21 protein-coding genes and 2 pseudogenes are annotated in these 22,851 nt (G+C 43.8%); 6 read left to right on the top strand and 17 right to left on the bottom strand.

Annotated elements, in window-relative coordinates:
* Nucleotides 1–173 precede the first annotated feature (173 nt).
* The 3 genes from queG to AC06MN_RS03630 form a co-directional block, all read right to left on the bottom strand.
* Nucleotides 174–1,091 carry a tRNA epoxyqueuosine(34) reductase QueG gene (queG, locus tag AC06MN_RS03620; protein ID WP_475670991.1) on the bottom strand — a complete coding sequence of 306 codons (918 nt, stop codon included), beginning with the start codon at nucleotides 1,089–1,091 and terminating at the stop codon, nucleotides 174–176.
* 58 nt (nucleotides 1,092–1,149) lie between these two features.
* Nucleotides 1,150–1,821, bottom strand: coding sequence for an outer membrane beta-barrel protein (locus AC06MN_RS03625; protein ID WP_475670992.1), 672 nt, complete (start codon nucleotides 1,819–1,821; stop codon nucleotides 1,150–1,152).
* Nucleotides 1,822–2,035: 214 nt separating this feature from the next.
* Complete coding sequence (locus AC06MN_RS03630; protein WP_475670993.1) at nucleotides 2,036–2,761, bottom strand: GIN domain-containing protein; 726 nt, start codon at nucleotides 2,759–2,761, stop codon at nucleotides 2,036–2,038.
* A 141-nt stretch (nucleotides 2,762–2,902) separates the two neighbouring features.
* Here AC06MN_RS03630 and AC06MN_RS03635 point away from each other — a divergent pair, with 141 nt between their 5' ends.
* The gene (locus AC06MN_RS03635; protein ID WP_475670994.1) at nucleotides 2,903–3,739 is read left to right on the top strand and encodes a helix-turn-helix domain-containing protein; all 837 of its coding nucleotides are present in this window, start codon (nucleotides 2,903–2,905) and stop codon (nucleotides 3,737–3,739) included.
* A gap of 3 nt (nucleotides 3,740–3,742) precedes the next feature.
* Here the strand turns inward: AC06MN_RS03635 and AC06MN_RS03640 are convergent, their stop codons facing one another.
* From AC06MN_RS03640 to AC06MN_RS03675, 8 genes and pseudogenes are all read right to left on the bottom strand, one after another.
* Complete coding sequence (locus tag AC06MN_RS03640) at nucleotides 3,743–4,534, bottom strand: phosphotransferase (RefSeq protein ID WP_475671010.1); 792 nt, start codon at nucleotides 4,532–4,534, stop codon at nucleotides 3,743–3,745.
* A gap of 52 nt (nucleotides 4,535–4,586) precedes the next feature.
* On the bottom strand, nucleotides 4,587–5,486 hold the full coding sequence (locus AC06MN_RS03645; RefSeq protein ID WP_475670995.1) for a cation diffusion facilitator family transporter: 900 nt from the start codon (nucleotides 5,484–5,486) through the stop codon (nucleotides 4,587–4,589).
* Nucleotides 5,487–5,929: 443 nt separating this feature from the next.
* A pseudogene (locus AC06MN_RS03650) lies at nucleotides 5,930–6,673 on the bottom strand (DNA-methyltransferase); the annotation flags it as partial.
* Nucleotides 6,674–6,685: 12 nt separating this feature from the next.
* Nucleotides 6,686–7,216: a hypothetical protein gene (locus tag AC06MN_RS03655; protein ID WP_475670996.1), complete on the bottom strand. Its 531-nt coding sequence runs from the start codon at nucleotides 7,214–7,216 to the stop codon at nucleotides 6,686–6,688.
* 2 nt (nucleotides 7,217–7,218) lie between these two features.
* A complete protein-coding gene (locus AC06MN_RS03660) occupies nucleotides 7,219–8,052 on the bottom strand; it encodes a type II restriction endonuclease (protein ID WP_475670997.1) in 834 nt (277 codons plus the stop codon).
* Nucleotides 8,053–8,379: 327 nt separating this feature from the next.
* Nucleotides 8,380–9,261 (bottom strand): annotated as a pseudogene (locus tag AC06MN_RS03665) (DNA adenine methylase); the annotation flags it as partial.
* Nucleotides 9,262–9,460: 199 nt separating this feature from the next.
* Entirely contained in the window at nucleotides 9,461–10,930 is a 1,470-nt protein-coding gene (pepD, locus tag AC06MN_RS03670) for a beta-Ala-His dipeptidase (RefSeq protein WP_475670998.1), read from the bottom strand.
* An 81-nt stretch (nucleotides 10,931–11,011) separates the two neighbouring features.
* Nucleotides 11,012–11,707, bottom strand: coding sequence for a DNA alkylation repair protein (locus AC06MN_RS03675; RefSeq protein WP_475670999.1), 696 nt, complete (start codon nucleotides 11,705–11,707; stop codon nucleotides 11,012–11,014).
* 87 nt (nucleotides 11,708–11,794) lie between these two features.
* On the opposite strand from AC06MN_RS03675, the gene AC06MN_RS03680 reads away from it, so the two are divergent.
* Nucleotides 11,795–11,986 (top strand): DUF1573 domain-containing protein, encoded by a 192-nt coding sequence (locus AC06MN_RS03680; RefSeq protein ID WP_475671011.1) that lies wholly within the window; start codon nucleotides 11,795–11,797, stop codon nucleotides 11,984–11,986.
* Nucleotides 11,987–12,024: 38 nt separating this feature from the next.
* Nucleotides 12,025–12,732, top strand: a complete 708-nt coding sequence (locus AC06MN_RS03685) for a DUF4476 domain-containing protein (protein ID WP_475671000.1) — start codon at nucleotides 12,025–12,027, stop codon at nucleotides 12,730–12,732.
* Nucleotides 12,733–12,788: 56 nt separating this feature from the next.
* On the opposite strand, the gene AC06MN_RS03690 is transcribed toward AC06MN_RS03685, so the two are convergent.
* The 6 genes from AC06MN_RS03690 to AC06MN_RS03715 form a co-directional block, all read right to left on the bottom strand.
* The gene (locus AC06MN_RS03690) at nucleotides 12,789–13,268 is read right to left on the bottom strand and encodes a hypothetical protein (RefSeq protein WP_475671001.1); all 480 of its coding nucleotides are present in this window, start codon (nucleotides 13,266–13,268) and stop codon (nucleotides 12,789–12,791) included.
* A gap of 41 nt (nucleotides 13,269–13,309) precedes the next feature.
* On the bottom strand, nucleotides 13,310–14,305 hold the full coding sequence (locus AC06MN_RS03695; protein WP_475671002.1) for a M28 family peptidase: 996 nt from the start codon (nucleotides 14,303–14,305) through the stop codon (nucleotides 13,310–13,312).
* Between the two features lie 49 nt (nucleotides 14,306–14,354).
* Nucleotides 14,355–14,669 (bottom strand): HigA family addiction module antitoxin, encoded by a 315-nt coding sequence (locus tag AC06MN_RS03700; RefSeq protein WP_475671003.1) that lies wholly within the window; start codon nucleotides 14,667–14,669, stop codon nucleotides 14,355–14,357.
* A 6-nt stretch (nucleotides 14,670–14,675) separates the two neighbouring features.
* Nucleotides 14,676–14,993, bottom strand: a complete 318-nt coding sequence (locus AC06MN_RS03705) for a type II toxin-antitoxin system RelE/ParE family toxin (RefSeq protein ID WP_475671004.1) — start codon at nucleotides 14,991–14,993, stop codon at nucleotides 14,676–14,678.
* A 135-nt stretch (nucleotides 14,994–15,128) separates the two neighbouring features.
* Nucleotides 15,129–16,265 carry an AAA family ATPase gene (locus tag AC06MN_RS03710; RefSeq protein ID WP_475671005.1) on the bottom strand — a complete coding sequence of 379 codons (1,137 nt, stop codon included), beginning with the start codon at nucleotides 16,263–16,265 and terminating at the stop codon, nucleotides 15,129–15,131.
* A gap of 84 nt (nucleotides 16,266–16,349) precedes the next feature.
* Nucleotides 16,350–18,461 (bottom strand): TonB-dependent receptor domain-containing protein, encoded by a 2,112-nt coding sequence (locus AC06MN_RS03715; protein ID WP_475671006.1) that lies wholly within the window; start codon nucleotides 18,459–18,461, stop codon nucleotides 16,350–16,352.
* A 194-nt stretch (nucleotides 18,462–18,655) separates the two neighbouring features.
* Here AC06MN_RS03715 and AC06MN_RS03720 point away from each other — a divergent pair, with 194 nt between their 5' ends.
* From AC06MN_RS03720 to AC06MN_RS03730, 3 genes are all read left to right on the top strand, one after another.
* Complete coding sequence (locus AC06MN_RS03720; RefSeq protein ID WP_475671007.1) at nucleotides 18,656–19,705, top strand: hypothetical protein; 1,050 nt, start codon at nucleotides 18,656–18,658, stop codon at nucleotides 19,703–19,705.
* A 178-nt stretch (nucleotides 19,706–19,883) separates the two neighbouring features.
* On the top strand, nucleotides 19,884–21,734 hold the full coding sequence (locus tag AC06MN_RS03725) for a methylmalonyl-CoA mutase family protein (RefSeq protein WP_475671008.1): 1,851 nt from the start codon (nucleotides 19,884–19,886) through the stop codon (nucleotides 21,732–21,734).
* A 145-nt stretch (nucleotides 21,735–21,879) separates the two neighbouring features.
* A partial coding sequence (locus AC06MN_RS03730) for a methylmalonyl-CoA mutase family protein (RefSeq protein WP_475671009.1) occupies nucleotides 21,880–22,851 on the top strand: 972 nt, incomplete at its 3' end.

Raw genomic sequence — 22,851 nt, forward strand, 5'->3', positions numbered from 1 at the left:
AATATTGAATATCAATATTATGAATTGGAAGCAAGACCTGTTTCAGTCCATATTTTTCCCGAAAATGTCAAGATGAAAAACGGTATATTTTTAGAGATTGCATTTGATTTTATTGAGAAATTGTGCCAAATCGTTTGAAACGAGATTCATTGAAAGTAAACCGAAACAGCCTCTTAAAGGTTTTCAATGTTTCTTTTCAAGCCTTCAAAACCAGCACGTTTCACTGCCGATTTGCCGAAAAGTTCTTTAAAATGGTTTTCGTCTAAGTTTTGCCAGTCGGTTTTCCTCAAGGCAAGTAACTTTTCGGATGGCTGGAATTTTTCTTCGCAATTTGGCAATGAAAAACGGTTGTACGGACAGACATCTTGGCAGATGTCGCAACCGTAGATCCAATCGCTGAAATTGGTGTCGGTTTGACTTAAATCGCCTTTGTATTCGATGGTGAGATAGGAGATACATTTGCGTGCATCAAGCTGAAACGGAGCTTTCAATGCACCTGTTGGGCAGGCATCCAAACAGCGCGTGCAGCGTCCGCAATGGTTCGGAATGATTTTGCCGACAGGTTCTGTTTCGACAGGCAGAAGCAATTGACCGATGAAAAAAAATGAGCCTTTTTTCGGGTGAATGAGGCAGGTGTTTTTTCCGATGAATCCTAAGCCGCAGCGCACCGCCCATGCACGCTCAAGAACAGGTGCCGAATCGACGAAAATGCGTGTGTTTTCCAATTTCCCTGTCAGCAATTCTATTTTTTCAAGCAATTGACGGAGCTTCTGTTTCACCACTTCGTGATAGTCGTCGCCATAGGCATATTTGGAAATTTTGTAATTATTGTCCGAGGTTAGGATTTGCTTTGGATAATAATTGTAAAGTACTGAAACAACGGTTTTTGTACCTTCGTTAAGCAATCTCGGGTCGTAACGCTTTTCCTTGTTGCGCGTGAGATAATCCATTTCGCCCTGACAATTTTCACTGAGCCATTTTTCTACCTTTTCGGCATCATCTTTTAAAAAATCGGCTTTTGCAATGCCACAAGCATCAAAGCCGAGCTTTTCGGCCTGAGTGATGATGTGTTGGGAAAGGCTGGTGAGCATGAAAGCGATAAGCTTTAAGCTAATGGCTAATGGTTAAGAGCTAAAGGCTAAAAGCAAATCAGAACGGAGCGATGGTGAAACCAACCGAAAGCGGGCAAATGGCTGGTGCTTCATGTCCTAATTCGAACACGCGCGACATTTGGTAGGAGCAATAGGCGCTAATCCACTTGTAGCCAACACGGAGGGTTGCAGCGTAGGAATAGCGTTCCAAATTCTTGATGCCGCAGTATTTTTCGCGAATGGTCACGCCGTCTTCATTAGGTCCCACATATTTTGTCTTGCCAGCAACACGGATACCGAACTTGAAACCAACACCTATTTTCCAAGCGTCCTTGATGCGGAAACGGAGTTCCAAAGGAATGTCGATGTAAGTCGGATTCACTTTGTAACGCTTGAAGTTCTTTTCACCGCGATATGGTATAAATACAAGTGTATCAGTGGCATACGGGTTGTCGATTCGGCTATAGGAATAGTAATTATGTGAACTCAAGCCTGCACCAATGCTGACGGTATGTTTTGTGCTTTCGCCCAAAGGAAAGTTGTAGGTCAATGCCATGCTGAAACCTTGGTTGAAGCCACGGGCATCCCAATTGTCGTTGGTTTTCAGCTGAATGTCAGAGAAAAAGTCGAAATTCATGGTGACTTTGTTGTCCGTTTTGTTGGCAATCAGTTGGGCGTATGAACCTATTGAAAGAATCAAGGCAATGAGTGTAAATAATACTTTCTTCATGATATGTCTGTTTGCTTTTGAAACGACAAAAGTAGGAATATATTTTGGAATTTTTGAAATAAAACGAAAAATCAAGTTTTTGGAAACTCAAATTTAGGCAATGTCAATCGGATTTCAACCTCGGTGTCAATCGTTTTCGGGATGACTTTTGATAAATCAGATGGCTTTCAAAACAAGATTATCGATTTATTTTCAAATATTTGCGTTTCAAAAATCAATTTTCATGCACTACGTTTGAGCCGCCTGAGCATTTGCAATGGCTTGTGTCGGCATTGCCTGTGTAATGGATTGTGCTGGAGCCTGATAAATCGCAATCAATCATGTCGTTGCACTGGATTTGAATGGAACTGCCCCCGGAAAGGTCGCCGTCGAGTTCGTCGCAAGCAAAGGCGTAACCGTCATCGGCTTTCGAAGCCGTGATTTTTGAAGCACCGGAAAAGTCAACATCAACAGATTTCGCAAAGCCCCTCAATGCAAGTGTGGACGCGCCTGAAGCGTCAATGTCGAGTTTTCCATTGCTAATGATGAAATCGCCTGTCACACTTGAAGCACCCGACAAGTCCATTTCCAAATTGTCCGTTTCGATGGATTTTGCCGAAACAAACGATGAAGAGCCGCTCAATGTCACCTTGTTCAGACCGTTTCGGAACGGAACCAGAATCTCCGTTGAAAAGTTGACGAGAATACCTGACGGATAGCTGAATTTGAGCGTCTGGCCCTGTTTGTCAACTTTCAGATGCGGCAGCGCGTTGGCGTCGGTTGTGGCAACAATCTGGTCGATGGAATCGCAGAAAGACACATGAATGTCGTTGTGTGCCTCGATTTTGCTGAAATCGTTGACTGTGAATGTTTTGCTTTCATTGTAACCTGCCAAATTGATTTTCTTGCACGAAGCGAAAGTGGTTAAAAGGCAGAATGTTAATAGTGTCGCTTTTTTCATTTTGTTGATGATAGTTCGATATTTTATCGTTGCAAAATTACTTTTATTTCAATGATTGAACTTGTAAAATATGGACATTTTCGTGTGGTTTGGCAAAATAGCCTACATTTCCATTATTTTTGTAACCGAAATCCAAATCAAATGATTGACGATGCGATAAAAATCAGGATGGTTGCTCCCGCTGTTGCGCTCAGGAATTTCATCAAAACATATTGGGTGTTAAGCAGTTACGATGGTTTGCAACATGTGCAGCACATTGTTCCGAATGGCTGTGCGGGCATCATTTTTTATCGTTTGGGCGATGTCACGATGAGCGGTGCCGGCGAAGCCAATGCAGCATTGGCAGGCACAACCATGAAGCCGATTGAAATCCTGAGAAAAGGTCAAGCCGAGATGATTGGCGTGCAATTCAGCGAGTTCGGTTTGCGCGTGCTTTTGGGGTTTCCAGCCGATGAAGTTTATCAAAAGGTGAGCCGATTTGATGCTTTCAGCGACAAAGGCCTGATGGAATTGGAAGACCGAATCATGACGGCGGCCAGTGTGCCGCAATGTTTTACATTGCTTGATTCTTTTTTCCTGAAACAGCTTGCAAAAACCAAAATGAATCAATTCAACTTACAGAGAATCAATTCAGTATTGAAAAACATCAAGGCTTGCCCAGAATCATTCAACATGAAAGACTATGCTTCGGCAGCTTGTGTAAGTCCACGGCAATTAACAAGAATTTTTGAAGAATATGTCGGCATTTCGCCAAACGATTTGTTCCGCCTTTACCGTTGCAATTCGGCCATAGCAAAAATCCGAAAAGTCAAGGAATCGGGCTATAAGTTGACGGAAATCGCCTTCGAATGCGGCTATTACGACTTGTCGCACATGAACGCGGAATTCCGTTCCATTTGCGGCGCAACGCCGAAAAACATTTTGCTGAGTTCGCAAACCGAGCGCGGCAACTATTCCTGGGGCTTGGAACGCGAGTAACGACTAACCCAACAAAGCATGAAATTGCGGCATGTAAACACCCGCATTACGCTCAATGAGCAAGGTTTTCAATCCGGAATAAGGGCGAATCATTCCCGTAACTTCTTCAAGATTAGCATTTTCGCCAAAGTATTCCTTGACAAAATATTTCCAGAATTCGTTAGCACTTGCCAGTTCCATGTGGAAGTTTTCGCGCACGAAATCCTCGTCATCATAACGGCAGGTCAAAAGCACTTGGCCGAGGTCGAAATACGGATGACCATAAGCGAAATCGCCGAGGTCGATGAAATATTTCTTGTTGCCAGACATGATGGCATTGCCAAAATGCAGGTCACCATGCAAAGCGGTGTCGGTGTCGGGAATGGTTGCTATGAAATCTTTTACCCATTGGCGTTCGTTTTCAGTGAAATACGGATTGTTTTCCAACATTTCGAGGTTCACTTCCTTCATGTTTGGGAATTGCGTTTTGTCGATATGTGTGGCATGTAGTTTCAGGCACATTTGGGCAAATTCGCGGGCGTATTTTTCCACACGATGTGGTTCCTCACCGATGGCGCGGGCAAAGGATTTCTTTCCTGCAATGCGTTGAAAGCGAATACCGTAGCGTCCATTTCCATCAGTGATGAAATCGCCGGGCTTGGGGGTTGGAAGACCTATGTCATAAACTTTTTGGGCCAGAATCAATTCGTTTTCAACGATTTCGTAAGGCGCAGAGGCGAAATAGAGTTTCATCATGGCATCGGGATCGGCTTTATGGTAAAAGCTTTCGCCATTGGCGCCTTCGCCGGAATGGATATAGTCGTAAGTTGATGAGTTTAGGAATCATAATATATTGAATAATTTATTGTTAATCAGCGTCTTCATCGGGTTCAACATGGATTGCAATCAATGTGTCGGCTCCATATTCCTGGCGCAAGGCCGCTTCAATTTTCACGGTAATGTCGTGCGCTTCGGCAACGGACATCATCGGGTCAAGGACAACGTGCGCATCAATAATGTAGTTTTGTCCGTTGCGGCAAGTCCGCAAATCGTGGACGTTTTCGACCTTCTCGACGGATTGGATGATAACCATGATTTGGCTTTCGATTTCATCGGACAGAGAGGCATCGGTCAGTTCGTTCAGGGCGGGAATCGAAATCTTGACGGCCACCACAATGATGACGATGCTGATGATGCAACCCACAATCGGGTCGAGGACGGTCCATTTGCCGCCCAGCAAAATGGCACCGCCAATGCCGACAAGCGAACCGACCGACGACAACGCATCGGAGCGGTGATGCCAGGCATTGGCAATCACGGCCTGACTGTCGACGGCTTTGCCGACACGCGCCGTCCATTGGTAAAGGATTTCCTTCATGGCGATGGAGATGACGGCAGCCCAAAGGGCTATCATGCTTGGCTTTTCGATGGTGCCGCCGCCAATGACGAAGCGTATGCTTTCGATGCCTTTCGACATCAAGCCGACACCTACGACCAAGAGCAAGAGGCTGACTACCAGCGTGGCCAAAGTCTCGAATTTTCCGTGGCCGTAGTCGTGGCTTTTATCCTTGCCTTTCGACGAAATCTTCACCATGACCAAAACCACGGCATCGCTGATGAGGTCGGTCAGGGAATGGACGGCATCGGCGGTCATAGCGGCACTTTTGCCGAAAATGCCGGCAAGGAATTTCACCAAAGTCAACAGCAGGTTGGCAATGGCGCCCCAAAGGGTTACGTTCGTTATGCGTTGGTTGCGGGATTTATTCATGATTTTATTCATACTAAATTGACAAAATCGCTTAATGGTCGGATTTTTGCCCTATATGTGTTGATGCGTTCTTTAATGTTGGTGACTTTTTCAAAATTCACTTCTTGCGATTTATCGAAATGAAGCACAATATAGTATACAGCATGTTCAGGATTAAATCCATGTTTTATCAATGTTTCGCGTGTCCATATTTGGAAGGTTCCTTCCTTCTCTAATTTGAATAATTGGCAGTTCTCGCCATTTGTGTGCAAAAGAACATACTTCATTCGTTCAAAACCATTCGCAATTTGCAGCGAGCCTTTAGATTCGCCTGCACGCAAGTAGCAGATGCCTTTTTCAATCATCATTTTGCGTTTGTCGGCAGGAGCATGATTTACAAGAACCATTGATTCATTGGAAGATTCCGCCATTTTTCGCAACATTTTTCGTGCTATTTCTGCATCATCTATTTCTTGACGACGACGTGTCCCTAAATCTAAATATTCCTTTTCTTGGTCTATTCCAATAAAATTTCTACCTAACAAATTAGCAGCAATTCCTGTAGTGCAGCTTCCAGCAAAAGGATCAAGTATTACATCTCCTTCATTGGTAGAAGCCAAAATGATACGGTATAATAATTTTAATGGTTTTTGTGTAGGGTGTTTGCCACAGGTCTTTTCCCACAATCCTACAGCCGATAATTTCCACACATCCGTCATTTGTTTGTCACCATTCAAACGTTTCATTACATCGTAGTTGAATTTGTGAGGAACTTTTTCTGATTTCCTAGCCCAAATAATCAGTTCGGTTGAATAAGTAAAATAGCGACAGCTAATGTTAGGCGCAGGATCTGATTTTTGCCAAGTAATATAATTAAGGATTTTATATCCCAGCTCTTTAAGACAACGCTGAACAATAAAGATATTATGATAAGTTCCACTAATCCAAATAGTTCCATTATCTTTCAACTTTGACCGACAGACCGATAACCATTCTTTATTGAATTGATACATGTATTCAGGCGTGCCGCCTTTATCCCAATCTCCTTTATCAACACAGACCATCCGTCCATTTTTGCAGCTGATTCCACCGTTGCTAAGAAAATATGGAGGATCGGCAAAAATCATGTCAACATTATTATCGGGAATGTTTTTGACCAGTTCCCGACAATCGCCTTGATGAAGGGTAAAATTGAAATAATTATTCATTTTTAAAACAAGTTATTCCAATGAGTTAAGTAAATCCTCATAAGCTCTCCACGACATCAATCTTCCTTCTCCATTAGGATAATTAACATCTTCTTGACCCCAAATCCATTTATATGCTTTAATTAATTCCTCTGGATTTTCTCCACAAGAAAAACTCAATGCATTTATTTCATCAAGAAAACCGTTAGGTTCTTCTCCATGGAATGTCCGTTCCAACAACTGTATGAGTTTCTTTCCACCTTGTTTGCTCGAATTACATTTTTCGGTAACATCATCTAATATCTGTTGATGGGTTATTTGCCAAAGAGAAGCATTTGATGGGTCATAAATAAAAACCATTATGTCTTCTTTTTTTGGATGTCCAAACACGGATTTTCCACCAGGTTTTGTAATTACAATTTTCCGTCCATCTGCACATCGTTCAACTTCATAACCTCTATAAGGAATATTGATAATTTCTTGTGCAAATTTTCCTTTTTCGGCATTAGCAATAGAAATCTCTTTTAAATCTATTGAATGAATATATAAATTCTTTTTTGCCATATCTATCTGATCTGTTTAATAAAGTTTTCCAAATTCGTCAAATTATAAACACTTGGAATAATGTTATACGCTTCTTGCAACTTATTCTTTGCCTTTTCCCATCCAATTCCATCTGTTATCCAAACAAATTCAAAGCCATCAACTGAATTGATTTTTGGTGCAATATCAGAATAAGAACGAGCTACTTCATTCAACTTTGAACCTCCACCACTATAAAAGTTGACTTCTATCAGATACTTCTTTTGAGCAGTTTCTACCACAAAATCAAAACGTTTCTTGTCATCACCCAATACCTTTGTAATACTTTGCCATTCACAGGAATAGACCTCTTGGCGATAATCAACATTATTTGCATCAAAAATTTTTGCAACAGCTTTTTCCATTATGTGTCCGCTTCGATTCTTACGAGCATTGGTGTCGAGACCTGTCTCTATGCCAAAAACATAATCGACAAGGTCTTTGATTTTTTGCTGTTGGAATACTTCTGTTAATCCTGTATTGTCGAGAAACTCCATTACACCATCAACAGACTGGAAAAGAGTGTCCAAAACAATACAATTCCCGATAGAATCAATAACTTTTTTCTGACCTTCACTGCGTACAGCAATCAATATATCCATGACATTAAAAGCCGTTTTATCCCTTTTCCAGATTGTTTCCACCGCATTACGCATATCAGATGCACCAATAAGACTATTCAACATACAAAGGCTCAGTTTTATGTTATTCACATTTTCTGAAATCTTGTCAAAATCACAGAAAAAATCCAATGTCTGATTTGTCTCTTTCAATTGAGACATAAAGGCTGAAAACTGTTCGTCAGTGTGTGCTTTCATATTTCTTCGTCATTTTGTTAGCTAAGATAACATTTCCTGATTATCTATCATTAATACATCAAGAAATTCAATTCCCATTTTTCGGGCGGCTGCAAATCTGTGCTGCCCATCTCTGATATAATATTCGGGGTCAACCCAAATCGGTTCCCAACCTTCGATGTGGAAATTATACACTATGTTATCAACTGTAGAATCACAAACATCATTTGCGTAAGCCAGTCGTTTTTTGTCTACTCTGAGTTTGTAAATTGAAACTTTTCTTTCAATGTGCCCTATGAGTTTGTATGAAGGAAATTCGTATAATATGGGAATGTAATTCGGTTTGGAAAAATTATCAATTAATAGCTCTGTTAATTTGCCGCGTTTTTTAGCGTTACAATTCACCATTCTGTTTGCGTAAACCCGTCGAATCTGATAATTGGAATATAATTCGTCAAAAAAACTGTCGTCGGGATTAGCATTTTTACTATCGGAATTGCTCAACATAAAACGAATTCCCAGACTGTCAATAAGATGGCAAAAATCTCTTAATCGGATTTGTTCGCTGTCATCAAACGAATCTTTGGTATAGTCATTGAAACTTGAAGTTCCTCCCAACGGGCGATATGGCGGATCAAAATAGAAAAACGAGTTAGCTTTCGCTTTGACCAAAGTTTTTTCAAAATCTCCTGTCAAGATTTCTACTTTCTGCAACAATTTGCTATCTGCATAAATGGTGACAGGATCACAAATCATCGGCTTTTCGTACTTGCCAAAAGGAACATTAAACAGTCCCGATTTATTTACACGATACAAGCCGTTGAAACAAGTTCGGTTTAAGAAAAAGAAAAGCGTTGTGTTTTCGATACTATCAAGTTGCTTGGTATTGAATCTATCACGCATTTTTAAAAAAAACTCTTTGCGAGATTCTTCCGTCTGAAGTGCATAATAGTCTTTCTGAATGTCAGCAAGCGCCCGAACTAAATTGTCTGGATTCTTTTTGACGACTTCATAACAAGTAGTCAAATCTGGGTTAATGTCGTTGATTGCAGCTGAAGTGATATTGGAGTGTTTTTGCAACATATGGAAGAGCATAGCTCCTCCACCCACAAAAGGTTCTATGTAAGTAACATTCTCCCATTTATCAAAGTCAGCTGGAAGCATTGCTTCGAGTTGTTCTATGAGCTGCGTTTTCCCGCCCACCCATTTGATGAATGGTTTTGCTTTCATTTTATAAATTGCTATTTATGCGATGCTTTTTTTGTCAATTCGGTTTGTTATCAAACGCAAAATTACGAAACATAATATTTCAAAAATTCAAACCAAGGTAACTTTTTTTGATATACGTCTATTTCATTTATTCACTACAGGAAGAGACATATATCTATAACTTACTTGGTTTCTCCAACTATAGTTGGAGATTTTGTTTTTACGCCAATCTTTTCAGCAATTCCACTGTCACTTTCCAAATGTTGTCGGCGGTGTCGAGGTTGACGCGCTCGGAAGTGGAGTGCGGTTCGATGATAAGCGGGCCGATGGAGGCGATTTCCACACCTGGGTATTTCTGCACATAATAAGCGGCTTCCAGCACAAAGTGCATAGCGACTTTCTTCGGTTCAAAGCCAAGCACATCCTTGAAAGTCTGGCAGGTAAGTGCCAACAGCGGCGAGTCGGGGCGTTCCACCCAAGCGGGCGTATCCATCAAGAGTTGGACATTTTTTGCGCCGTGTTTCTTGAAGGTTTCCGTAATGCTCTGCCCAAGTTTGCGCATCTCCTCATTGCTGAAACTGCGCGAGTGGCACGAAATGGTCACTTCGTTAATCTCGGTGCAGATTCGGCCTGCGTTGTTGCTCGTCATCACCGTGCCAGGCATGTCTTCGCGCATGGCAATCATGCCGACTGGCAGTTCCTCAACGGCTTGCATGATATCGCTGGCATTGCCCAAATACTGTTTGCGGAGCTCAGCTTCTTCGCAGCGCATATTGATGGCAGCATCGGTCTGCGCATATTTCTTTTGCAGCATGGCATCGTATTCCGCAGCGGCATTTGCCAAGGCATTTCCGTTTTCGGGTTTTATGGCAAGCACGACCTCGGCCACCGAAGAAATGGAGGCATTCGCCGTGCCGCCATTGATGGCGCAAATCAACATATCATTATCAGCCAAACCGTTGATGAAATGACAGATTTCCTTATTGGCGTGGCAACGGCCTTTGTTGATGTCGACCCCCGAATGACCACCCAAACCGCCATCCATCACGATGCGACGGAAGACATAACCTTCGGGAATGGGCTTCCAATCAGCCTCGAAATGAGCGATTTGCAGATAAGCGCCAGCGGCACCCACTGTGATTTCATTGTAGGCTTCCGAATCGAGGTTGATGACTTTGCGGCCACGGATGAAATCGGTGCTGAGAGCCTCGGCGCCGCTCATGCCGTCTTCTTCGTTAGTGGTGGTCAGCACTTCCAATGGGCCGTGAACGATGCTGTCGTCGGCCAAAATGGCCAAGGCCATGGAAAGACCCATGCCGTTGTCAGCGCCAAGCGAAGTGCCTTCGGCCTTCATCCAGCGGCTTTCCGTTCCGTCAGGATTTTTGACGATTTCGATATATGGTCTGATTTCATCATTGAGCGGGTCAAATGGATGACCGTCACGCAGATAGCCGTCTTTTGCCACACAAACCATGTCCATGTGATTGAGAATTACGACGGGTTCGGCATTTTCGTGGCCAGGCGTGGCATCCTTTTCAATCACGACGCAGTTCTGCACATCGCGGCGGTAACGCAAACCGTGACTTTCGGCAAAATTGCAGAGGTAATCGGCCACGCGCTCTTCGTGATGTGATGGTCGTGGCGTGTTGTTCAGCTGATGAAAAATATCGTAAAATGTTTCGTTGTTCATAATTGAATTGTTTTTAATATGTTGACTTGCAAAGATAACAATAATGTTTGATTTGAAAACAATCTGTTAAATTGATCAGTATTATCTTTTCAAAGTACGCAAATACTTCTTCTGTCCGTCGCTAATCCGATAGCTTTCGCAGGCTTTCTGAATGGTCTTGTTATGCACCCATGTTGGTAGAGACGCGGTTAATCGCGTCTCTACATCATTTTGCAGATATACAATCGTCTCGTCCCATTGCTTGGCCAAAGCCGTGGCGAAAAACCACGCAATCATCATGTTGACGTAATATTCCTCGCTGCGCACGGTGGCTGGAATTTCCAGATATTCAGCTTTGAAATCATCGTCCAAGTAATGGCTCATCAGCATTTCGATACCGAAACGGATGGTGTAGGTTTTGTCGGAAACCGTCCATTCGCGGATTTTTTCCATCAGTTCGGTTTTGTGTTTCTTGAAAACCTTCGGCGACATGATGTCGCACACCGCCCAGTTGTCGACAAAAGGCAGAAATCGGTCGGTTTCCTCGATGCACTCCTTATAGTCCTTGATTTCGGAAACCAGAAGTCCGTGGAGCATGTTTTCATCGTAATACTGATGCGGCAAATCGTGGATAAACTGCTCGTGTTCAGGGTCTTTGATATATTCCTTTGCTACTTTGCGCACATTCGGCACGCGCACGCCGATGAATCTGTCCGCTGGAATTGTCGGTGTCAGTTTCGCCTGAAATGCGGCATATTCCTTGTCTTGCAATTCAAAAAGTCGAGTTTGGATGTTCATTTTATGATTTCTTTTCGATTTAAAATTAGCGGCAAAATTAGAATTGTATTTTAATTCTACCAAAAAAATTGAAATCAAGAAGATGCCATCGACACACAAAACGGAGGAAAGATTGGCTTTCATTACAAAAATGAAGGCAAAACACCACTCATTATTACAAATGTGTTGACTTTGTGTGGCTGCATCGAAAAAGAAACTGTTTTTTGTATTGTTTGCCGCAGCGACAGAAAACCTTGTTTCTGCGGCAAATTTTTTTGTGGAATAAAATTTGTGGAATAGAATTTGTATCTTTGCAAATTATCAAAATACAATTCATCATGAGAAAATTGTTCATCGTATTATTTGCTTTTTTGGCTTTGCCGGCAATGGCACAAATCCAAGTGTATCATGACGGAAACCATTTTGGCATCCAACAATCGACTTTATCAGTAATAACTTCCAATCATCAGGGGTTTTGGCTTTTTGTTGATGATATTTTGCAAAACGAGAACCCCGTAAAGTCCATCTGCATCCAAAACATGCCAGTACAAGATGTTTACATTCGCGTGGAAATGAACAATATGGATCACAATTGCGTTGGTCAATTTGTGAATTTCAACCGTCCGCAATCGTTTGAATTTGCTCAAAGAAACGGTTTTTACGGACTGATTGCAACCCAAGGCTCATTCCGGCCAGAGTTGACGATGCCATTGGTTGTGGCAAACCCGCAAAACGGCATGCCTATGCCGCCTGCATATCTAGGATTGAATCCTAATGATTTCAATCAGGCACTGAACCAATTGAAAAATGAATCGTTTGATACTTCCCGCTTGACCTTAGCAAAGCAAATCGCATCAGGCAACATGCTGACTGCCGCACAGATAACTGAAATCTGCAAACTCTTTTCTTTTGAAAACAACGCTCTTGATTTTGCCAAATTCGCCTATCAGTACTGTCTGGATTCCAACAAGTATTATTTGGTCAATGAGGCTTTCAAGTACGATTCCTCGAAACGGGAACTGAATGATTATATCAATAAAAAGTAAACGATAAAGCCGCACCAAATGATGCGGCTTTATCGTTAAAAGATTGACTTTCCCGTTTAGAACCTGTAGCGGACGCCCAACGCTATGCCGCCCCAGTTTTTGGTATAGCCGATGAAATTCCACATCGGACGCATGTCAAGGCTGAGGGTCAAAGGAAAGTCGAAAGCATACTCAAGACCTATTTGGCCGCCAATACCAATTCCAAAATGATCGTTATCGTTGCCGGAATGGCTGATGTCGTAAAAACTAAGCATGGCACCTGGACCAACATACCAATTCAAACTGTTAATGATAGGAAAAACCCATTGATAAGTACCCGACAAACTGATGTTCGTCCAAGTTCCGTTGTCGCCGTGGACAAAATTGTTCCAACCCAAATCGAATTCCAAACGATTGTCCATACTCATTGGGGTTTGAAAAGAAACCTCAACATTCGATGCGGAGCCTGCTCCCAAGCGGAGACCAATTGCATTCTGAGCCTTAACGCCAAAACTTAATGCGAAAATGGCAATCAAGATAAATGTTACTTTTTTCATTGTAATAGGATTTTATTAAATTATAAATTTTGAATTTTAAATCACTCATTGTAAACCACATTGACGACCAGATTTCCCACCATTCCTAAGGTTTCCTTGTCGATGTTCGAAATGTTGTCGTTCAGGGTGTGCCAGGTTTCAGGGAAACTTCCGTTGTTGCTATTGGGCTGCAAATCAATGATGTCGATAGTTGGCAGCCCGGCTTGATTCATCGGAATGTGGTCGTCGCTGATGGGGTCACCAAGCTCGTTGCTGAAGCAATGGCTATAGCCCAAACTGTAGGCTTTGCTCCAGACCTTGTTGCTGAGCCAGGCGGCAAAACCTTGCGAATAGTACTCTTTCGGGAAGTTGGGATTGCTGCCGCCAACCATATCCAACAGGATGCCGTAATATGCCTTGTAGCCGTAAACATGTGGCTGCTTGGCCCAATACTGCGAGCCTAAAGCCCATTGATTTTCGCCATCATAATATTTCTCGGCTTCATCCTGACGCGGGCCGTAATCCTCAAGGTCGAAAAGGATGATGTCGACACCTAATTTTTCATTCAAAGGCTGGAGTTTGAAAAGACGGGCACATTCCATCAGTATGCCTACGCCGCTGGCACCGTCGTTGGCACCATCAATAGGCGTGTTCCAGTTGGCTTCGTCGGCATCGTGGTCGGCAAAGGGACGCGAATCCCAGTGGGCGCAAAGGACAATCCGCTTTTTTGCATCCGGATTGAAGGAAGCCACAATGTTTTGACCATCCATGTTTTGACCATTAAATATGCGGGCACGGAAATCCTGCACCATTACGGTATCGGCAAATTCCGATAGTCTGGCAATGAGCCATTCGGCGCATTGCCGGTGGGCTTCGGTTTCAGGCACACGCGGGCCGAAATCGGTCTGTGCCTTCACGAACTGATAGGCTGAGTCGGCAGAAAATGTCGGGACGACAACGTTTTTCTTCGTTTCGTCTTTTTTCGTGGTCGTGTTTTGCTTCTCGCCGCACGATACCAGCACAAGGGCAGCCAATATGGTGATGATGTATTTCTTCATTTTCGTTTTGATTTGGGGTTGCAAAACTACTGATTTTTCAGACATAAAGTCAGAGAAGCGTACAGACCTTTCTGATTTCTGCCAACCTGCTGATAAACAAAGGGTTTTCTTTTGCTATCTGTAAATTGTAGCGCATTTGCATTTTCAACAAGGTTTCGGCACTAATGTTCAAAGCGGCTTCAACCAACATGGCGACTTCGGAACTCACCGGGCGTTTGCCATTGAGAATCTCATTGAAAACCGAATAAGACAACCCCATTTTCTGTGCCAGTTGCCGTTGCGAAATACCTCTACATTCCAATTCGTCTTTGATGATTTCACCCGGATGTATCGGGTAAAACGGTTCTGATTTTTTTGCTTCCATATTATTTTATTGATAATGATTCGACAAATCCATAATGTTACAAATAGTGGTAACAGGTTCTGTATCAATATATCTCACAGAAAACTCAACTCGATATTTCACATTGACACGAACCGAATATCTACCCTCTTTGTCGCCTTTCAACATTTCCAGATTCAAAGCCTGAAACCGCTTCAAGTCGTTTAAGTCCGACGATTCCTGCATTCGGAAAATACATTTCGCATAGGCTTTTATGACTTCCGGCTGATACCGATGTTTCTTGTCAGTTGCCGTTCCTTTTTCATAAAGCTCACGCAAATAGTCTTCTTGAAACTCAACAATCATAAGGCTTATTTTATTTCGACTGCAAAAGTATATATTTTTCTTGGTGTTCGCAAAAAATCGAACAGTATTTTTGCGAATATTTCTGAAAATAGAAGGAATAAACGCTAATTCTCGTGAATGTCAAATAGTTTTTTATCAATAACTTCTCAACCATTCAGCAAAGAAAAAGTCGTAAACGCGATAACCTTTTTCGGTGCGTGTAATCAAATCTTTTTCCATCAGACCTTTTAATGCCGATTGTACGGAACTGGCCGAACTAAGCCCATGTTTCTTTACAAAACTGCCCGACATGGCGTTTACCGCTAATTGTTCTTTGGCAAGTGCCAACAGGACAGGTTTTTGCTTGGCAGGAACTTGCTGCAGCATTTCCTTGTAATTCATTTCCTGCATCATGATGACGTTTCGTTTGGCTGTTTCCAACATCCCGATTTCGCATTTTTCCCCTTTGTCAGTGAGGGCAAACAATTCGTTCATCATCATTTGCATGTACCAGGTCGTGCCTTCAAATTCATCATAAACCATCCCGACAAGGTCTGGGTCGATGTCTTTGCCGTATTGTGAGAATTGCTTTTGGGCAAAACTGATGTAAGTTTGCCGTTCTAAAGGTTTCAAGTCTGCTGAAATGACGCTTTGGTAGAATGGTTTGGAAGGCGAATGAAACATTTGGCTCATCAAATGCCGTTGGCTTCCCGAAAAGATAAACACGGTCTGTTTACATTCCTGTATTTTCGTGCGCAGCAAGGCCTCGATGTTTTTTTCGCCGTATTTCATGATTTGCTGAAATTCGTCAATGGCGACGATGCAAGGTTTGTCGGCAGCTTCCAAATAGGTGAAAATCTCGTCAAGTGTGGTTTGTGGCTGTTCGATTTCGCCGATTCCAATGTCGAAAGTCGGTTCGCCGGTCACGGCATCGAGTTTGAAGCCTGGTCGCAGCGATGCTATGATTTGAAAGAACTTTTCCGCCCATTGGGTGCGAAGTGGTTTCAATTGCTTGTAAATAGTGTTTCCAAACAGATAGGCAAACTCTGATAATGAGCTTGTTGCATAAATATCGATGAAAAAGACATGATAACGCTCCTTGATTTCGTCTTGTGCAAAAAGGTGGTGTATCAATCCTGTTTTTCCCAATCGGCGCGGTGCAATCAAAGCCGTGTTGCGGCCATTGTCGATTTGTTTCTTTAGGAAAGCGGTTTCTTCTTCCCTATCGCAGAAATATTCGGGCGCAACATACTTTCCAACCACAAAAGGGTTATTTATTTCATTGTCTTTCATACGTTTAAATAAATTATTATTCGGATAATAATTGCAAAAGTAATAATTATTTGGATAATAATGAGAAAAATGATTTTCTTTTCTTTACAGCACTTTGAATATCACTTCCAGACTGACGTAACGGCTGTTGGTCCTGTTGGTGCTGTAGGAAGAATAAGTCGGACTGAAAATGTTGTTGTCTTCCTTGTTCCAGTTGAAAATATCATTTGCGTTGAGCAATACGGATAGCCGGTTTTCGAAGAAATCGGCACGAAGGCCGCAGTTGATGCCGTAGGCGGTCTGGTTCAAGGTGTAGAGGGTTTGCGTGGGCGAGTTGTAATAGGCGGTGCCCATCAGCTCCAGTTTGTTCAGGACTTTTGTCCATGCGTTGAGACGGAAATTGTAGCACAACATCTTGCTTTTTTCTGTCTCGTCTTTGTACTCGGTTTTCAGGAACGAATCATAAACATTGGCATCCAAACGGATGTTGAGCATGGCGTTGGGACGGTAGGTCAGGTTGAACTCAAAGCCTGCATCGTAATATTTCCCAATATTGTAAGGCTTTGAAATGCTGATGGTTCGGCCCATGATGGGACTGAAAATGGATTCCGTCACCGTGTTGATGTTGTCTTTCGAGTTTTTGTAGTAACCTTTCACACTGACCGAGCCGAAACTGTCCCAATATTTCGCCCAGCCGCCTTCAAACACATCGGTTGTCGTGGGCAGCAAATCGGGATTGCCGGTGCTCATCGATTCTTCCGAATAGTTGATGCGCTCGGTGAAATTCCTGACCCAATCGACGGTGTTTCGGCGCGTGTAGCTCAGGTAGAAATTGTGCATCGAAGCCGTGCGGTAGGTGAGGTGCAGCGATGGCCGCCAATTGGGGAAGAATTTAACGATGTTGAATTCAGGCGTATCCAAATATCTTGCCTTGACGCGAATCAGGCCGTAGGTGATGCCGGGACGAAGCGTGAAGTTGCCGAAACGCTGTTGGAAAATCACGAGGCCTTCGGTTTGGTTGATGTTGAAATAGCGGTGTTCGGAGCGCAGCCAGTCGGTGATGCGGTTGCCATCGGGCGCCAAAGTGTCGTAGGTTTCCAAGTTGTTGTCGGGGTGGAAATTGTTGTGCAGGCCCAAATACAAATCGCTTGTCTTGGCCAGTGGAAGGTTGTAGTCGATTTTGGCATCCCAGCCGATGTCGGTGAAAAGGTCGGTTTTCAAAATGTCGCGGTTCAGGTTGTCATGATTGGCAAACTCGCGTATTTCGGAATGTTTCACGTTGCCGAAATCGAAATCGCTGCTCAGGTTGATGGAAATGTTGTGTCCGTCGTCATTGAAGCGGTGCTGGAAATAGGCTCCAGCCGTGCCGAAAAGCACGCCTTCGTTGCCGCGGTTGGTAATGGTGTAATCGTAAACGCCGATTTCGTGAATGTATTCCTGCCGCAAGGTGTTGTTGACCGAAACGCTTTTTGTCCGCGACGGATTGATGCTGAAATAGGCTGAAAAATCGTTCTTGCTGTCAATTTTGTAATCCACTTTCAGCATAGCGGTGAGGCTGTATTCCCTCGTGGTGTCGTTGGAATGGAAAACGGTGTAGTTGGAGGAATCCAGCACCATGATGTTATTAGCATTGGGGACGGAATCGAAGGAGCTGCTCCAGCCGTTTGAGTTTTTGATGGTGTTGGTGAAAGTGCCTTTCAGGTTGGCGGTGAAAGTCACTTTTTCGTTGCTCCAAAGGTAGGCAATACGTGGTGAAATGTGCGGATTGGTGTTGGCTTGCAGACTGACATTCAGCGACTGCGTATGTTGCTTCCGGCTGCCTGTGATGATGTTGATGATGCCCGTGTCGGTGTCGGACGTGTAGCGTGCCGAAGGGTTGGTCATCACTTCGATTTGCTCGATGATTGCGGCGGGCGTTTGCTGCAGATAGCTTTTCTGGCCTTCCTCGTCGAAATGCGAAGGGCTGTCATTAATCCATATTTCAACCGTATTCACGCCGCGCAAAGTGACGTTGCCTTCGGTGTCGACTTTCACACCGGGCACGTTCTGCAAGGCATCGGAAACGGTGCCTTCCTGAACCGTAACATCCTGAGCGACACGATAAACCACCTTCTCGCCATCGTTCACGAAAAGCGTAACGCTTTCATTCTGCGGAAAAGCCGAAAGCGCAATGCCCATCAAGATGAGCAAAAACAATGGTCTGTAAAGTCTTTTCAAAATAAGGTGTTTTCTCTCACAAAGAAAAGGAAAATATTGGTTGCTTCGGCAAATTGAAGAAAAACTTTCAAAGAAAAAGGAATTTAGGAGGAAAGAGAAAGGGAAAAGGAGGAAGGGGTGTAGATTTTGGAAATTAATTCACGGCAAGTAATGAAAAATGTTTTACCTTTGCCCTTTCAATACATAAGGAAAAAATGAAACGTTCTATCACTATCTTCTCATTGCTTTTAGCTTTTGCATCAGTATTCACTTCGTGTAGCACGAAAGTCGACCTTTATGCCGACTACAAGGAAATTCCAGTCATTTACGGCTTGCTTGATGTCACAAAAGACACCAATTATGTGAAAATCATCCGCGCTTTTTCGGGCAGCGACGACGCATCAGTCAATGCCAACACCGTGGCTCTGATTCCCGATTCGAACAACTATCCAGGCAAACTGGACGCTCGCATCATTGAGGAAAAAAGCACACATGCAGGCAATTCGTATCACCCGACAGGAAGGGTTTTCGATCTGGACACGATGACCATTCACAGTAAGGAACCGGGAGCTTTCTATTCTCCCGACCAAAAAGTGTATTACACCACCGCGCGTTTCTATACAGACAACAGCAACTCAAAATACAGGTATCGTCTTGAAGTGATTATCAAGAATGACACGGTTTCGGCAGTTTCAAATATGGTTGGCGGTGAAAAGTTTTCTATTTCAACGAATTCCGTTGATTTAGATCCAACTTCAATTTCGGCCAGCAAAATCATGTTCTTCAGTGCTGAAAACGCATACGTCTATGAATTGAAGATGCAATTTAATTATAAGGAAACTCATCCTGGCCAGGAAACGAAGAACAAAAAAGTGGAATGGTCGCTGGGTACATATAATTCCAATGAAATGGCTTTCGAAGAATGGGGCAGTTACAAGGAATACGAAGTGCTTTACAAGCATGAAGCTCTTTTCAACATGCTGACGAGCAAAATTGGTGCCGACACAATGAATGTTGAGCGTCTGATTGGCGACCTGAATATATTGATAGCTGCCGGCGGATCAGAGCTTCACAATTACATTGAAGTCAACTCACCTTCGAGCAGCATTTCACAGAATCTTTCTGATTATACAAATATCAGCGGTGGCTACGGCGTGTTTTCTTCGAGAATCAACATCTCGAAAAAAGTGAACTTGAGTCCGAATACCATCACGGCACTTATAGGCAAAAGCGGCTGGGGCTTCAAGCAGGATTTGGGTGAGTGATTTTTATGGTTTTCAGTAATATAAAGTTCAAAATTGTTCAAATCCCGAAATCAAAAAGTCTAATTGTCTAAATGTCCAAAAGTCCAATTGTCAACTATAAATCATTGAATTTTTGAATCTTTAAATCTTGAATTTTAAATCTTAAATCATTAAATATCAAATTTTTAAATCAACATACATGGAAGAAAAAAAGAAACTTTTTGAGGAATTTCCACCAGTAACCACCGAACAGTGGGAGGCTGTCATTGAGAAAGACCTCAAGGGCGCCGATTACAACAAGAAATTGGTGTGGAAAACGGCAGAAGGTTTTCAGGTAAGACCTTATTACCGTGCCGAAGACTTGCAGCACATCACCTGGATGGGTGTCATGCCTAACCAATTCCCGTTTGTCCGCGGCAACCGCAGTCAGGAAAACAACTGGCTTATCCGTCAGGATATTATCGTGAATAATGTTGCCGAAGCCAACAAGCAGGCTCTCGATGCCATCAGCCGCGGCTGCAACTCCATCGGCTTCAAGCTGGAAAACAACAAGATTTACGATGCCATCGAAATCTCAACTTTGCTGAACGGCATCGACCAGAAGAAAGTCGAAATCAACCTGTTCAACAACAAGTATCATCTCCCGCTGCTGGAAATGATGTCGAAAGTGCCGGAAGTGAAAGGCTCGCTCAACTACGACCCTCTGACACGCTATCTCCGCCGTGGCACTTGGTTTGTCAGCGAAACCACCGATATGGAACTGGCTTATATCATGGTGAAAGCCGAAATGCCTGATTTCCAAACCATCGGTGTCAACAGTCACATTTTCACCAACGCTGGTGCTACCATCGTTCAGGAAATGGCATTCGCCCTTTCAATCGGTGCCGAATACCTCGACCAACTGACTGAAAAAGGTCTAACTGTCGACGAAATCGCTCCAAAGATGCGTTTCAATGTGGCTGTCGGTCAGAATTACTTCATGGAACTGGCCAAGATGCGCGCTTACCGTTATCTGTGGGCCAACATCGTGAAGGCTTACGGCGGCAAGGAAGAAAACGCCAAGATGCACATCCACGCTTTCAATGCTGAAATCGGCATGAGCCTGTATGATGCTTACGTCAACATGCTGAGAACCACCACCGGCACCATGTCGGCTGTCCTCGGCGGTGTCGATTCATTCTGCGTCACTCCATTCGATACGCCATTTGAAAATCCTACCGATTTCGCCAACAGAATCTCACGCAACCAGCAGCTTATCCTGAAGGAAGAAGCTCATTTCGATAAGGTTGCTGATCCGGCCGCAGGTTCATATTACATTGAAAACCTTACCGATTCCATCGCAAAGGCCGCTTGGGATCTGTTCAATAAGATTCAGGACGAAGGCGGTTATCTCGCCGCTGTCCGCAAGGGCTTCATTCAGGCCTTGATTAAGGAAAGCGCTGCCAAGAAGTTCAGCAATGTGGCTACACGTCGCGAAACCATCCTCGGCACAAACCAGTTCCCGAACTTCACCGAAACGATGAAATTTGCTCCTGAAGCATGGGTCTTCGAAGCCAATGACCGTCGTGACGAAAATGCTGAAATCGAGACCATCGTAACCTTCCGCGCTGCCCAGCAGTTTGAACAGTTGCGCTATGCTACCGATGTCTATGCCCAGAATCACAAACGCCCGGTTGCTTGGATGTTCACATACGGCAACCTCGCCATGCTGAAGGCTCGTTCCAACTTTGCTTCCAACTTCTTTGCTTGCGCTGGCTTCCAAGTCGTCGACAACGCTGGTTTCAAGACTTTGGACGAAGGCATAGCTGCCGCTCGCGAAGTGAAGCCTGAAATCGTGGTCATCTGCTCGTCGGATGAAGAATACGGCGAAGGCAATGCCCTCAAGATTTACGAAGCTCTGAAGAACGATACCATCGTGGTTTTGGCTGGCAATCCGGTCGGCACCGCCGATGTGCTGAAAGAAGCTGGCTTGCAGTATTTCATCCATGTGAAGAGTAACGTCCTTGAAACTTTACAGGAATTCCAACAAAAATTAGGTATAACAAAATAAAGAGAAAAGGGAAAGTGATAGAGTGGAAAGTGGAAAGTAGGGACGCAATGCTTGCGTCCAGAAATTGGAAAGTTTAGAATTGTTCAAATCCCGAAACCTCGCATTCCCGAAATCCCGCAATCCAAATTAAGAAAGGAAAAGTAAGATGAAACCAAATTATAAAGACATCAACCTTAACGTTGTACCTGAAAACAATGCAACTTGCCCACAGGGCGAAAATTGGGAAACTGCCGAACACATCATGGTGAAGCCTGCCTACACCGAGAAAGACCTCGAAGGCATGGAACACCTGAACTATGCTGCCGGTATCGCTCCTAACCTCCGTGGACCTTATTCAACCATGTATGTGATGCGTCCTTGGACCATCCGTCAGTATGCCGGTTTCTCCACCGCCGAAGAATCAAACGCTTTCTATCGCCGCAACCTCGCCGCTGGCCAGAAGGGCCTGTCAGTCGCTTTCGACTTGGCTACTCACCGTGGCTACGATGCCGACCACGAGCGCGTGATGGGCGATGTGGGTAAGGCTGGCGTGAGCATTTGCTCGGTTGAAGACATGAAGGTCTTGTTCGACCAAATCCCGCTGAATCAAATGTCCGTTTCAATGACCATGAACGGTGCAGTTCTGCCAATTCTGGCTTTCTACATCGTCACGGCTTTGGAACAGGGCGCTAAATACGAAGAACTGCAAGGTACCATCCAAAACGACATCCTGAAGGAATTCATGGTGCGTAACACCTATATTTATCCACCTGAGTTCTCAATGCGTATCATTGCCGACATTTTTGAGTTCACATCTCAGAACATGCCGAAATTCAATTCCATCTCCATTTCCGGTTACCACATGCAGGAAGCCGGTGCAACCTCCGACATCGAAATGGCTTACACCTTGGCCGACGGTTGGGATTACCTCCGCACTGGCGTCAAGGCTGGCCTGGACATTGATGCTTTTGCACCGCGTCTGTCATTCTTCTGGTGCTCGGGCATGAACCATTTCATGGAAATCGCCAAGATGCGTGCCGCCCGTATGTTGTGGGCCAAGATTGTGAAGACCTTCAACCCGAAGAATCCTAAATCACTGGCACTGCGTACACATACCCAGACTTCAGGTTGGTCGCTG

The sequence above is a fragment of the Candidatus Limimorpha sp. genome, assembly GCF_056203535.1.

What these genes read in the sequence shown, in the direction of transcription:
- AC06MN_RS03660 (WP_475670997.1), bottom strand. Translation starts at nt 8,052, where the DNA reads ATGAAAGCACACACTGACGAACAGTTTTCAGCCTTTATGTCTCAATTG.
- AC06MN_RS03695 (WP_475671002.1), bottom strand. Translation starts at nt 14,305, where the DNA reads ATGAAGAAATACATCATCACCATATTGGCTGCCCTTGTGCTGGTATCG.
- AC06MN_RS03690 (WP_475671001.1), bottom strand. Translation starts at nt 13,268, where the DNA reads ATGAAAAAAGTAACATTTATCTTGATTGCCATTTTCGCATTAAGTTTT.
- AC06MN_RS03630 (WP_475670993.1), bottom strand. Translation starts at nt 2,761, where the DNA reads ATGAAAAAAGCGACACTATTAACATTCTGCCTTTTAACCACTTTCGCT.
- AC06MN_RS03655 (WP_475670996.1), bottom strand. Translation starts at nt 7,216, where the DNA reads ATGGCAAAAAAGAATTTATATATTCATTCAATAGATTTAAAAGAGATT.
- pepD (WP_475670998.1), bottom strand. Translation starts at nt 10,930, where the DNA reads ATGAACAACGAAACATTTTACGATATTTTTCATCAGCTGAACAACACG.
- AC06MN_RS03625 (WP_475670992.1), bottom strand. Translation starts at nt 1,821, where the DNA reads ATGAAGAAAGTATTATTTACACTCATTGCCTTGATTCTTTCAATAGGT.
- AC06MN_RS03725 (WP_475671008.1), top strand. Translation starts at nt 19,884, where the DNA reads ATGGAAGAAAAAAAGAAACTTTTTGAGGAATTTCCACCAGTAACCACC.
- AC06MN_RS03705 (WP_475671004.1), bottom strand. Translation starts at nt 14,993, where the DNA reads ATGATTGTTGAGTTTCAAGAAGACTATTTGCGTGAGCTTTATGAAAAA.
- AC06MN_RS03685 (WP_475671000.1), top strand. Translation starts at nt 12,025, where the DNA reads ATGAGAAAATTGTTCATCGTATTATTTGCTTTTTTGGCTTTGCCGGCA.
- AC06MN_RS03675 (WP_475670999.1), bottom strand. Translation starts at nt 11,707, where the DNA reads ATGAACATCCAAACTCGACTTTTTGAATTGCAAGACAAGGAATATGCC.
- queG (WP_475670991.1), bottom strand. Translation starts at nt 1,091, where the DNA reads ATGCTCACCAGCCTTTCCCAACACATCATCACTCAGGCCGAAAAGCTC.
- AC06MN_RS03720 (WP_475671007.1), top strand. Translation starts at nt 18,656, where the DNA reads ATGAAACGTTCTATCACTATCTTCTCATTGCTTTTAGCTTTTGCATCA.
- AC06MN_RS03635 (WP_475670994.1), top strand. Translation starts at nt 2,903, where the DNA reads ATGATTGACGATGCGATAAAAATCAGGATGGTTGCTCCCGCTGTTGCG.
- AC06MN_RS03710 (WP_475671005.1), bottom strand. Translation starts at nt 16,265, where the DNA reads ATGAAAGACAATGAAATAAATAACCCTTTTGTGGTTGGAAAGTATGTT.
- AC06MN_RS03645 (WP_475670995.1), bottom strand. Translation starts at nt 5,486, where the DNA reads ATGAATAAATCCCGCAACCAACGCATAACGAACGTAACCCTTTGGGGC.
- AC06MN_RS03700 (WP_475671003.1), bottom strand. Translation starts at nt 14,669, where the DNA reads ATGGAAGCAAAAAAATCAGAACCGTTTTACCCGATACATCCGGGTGAA.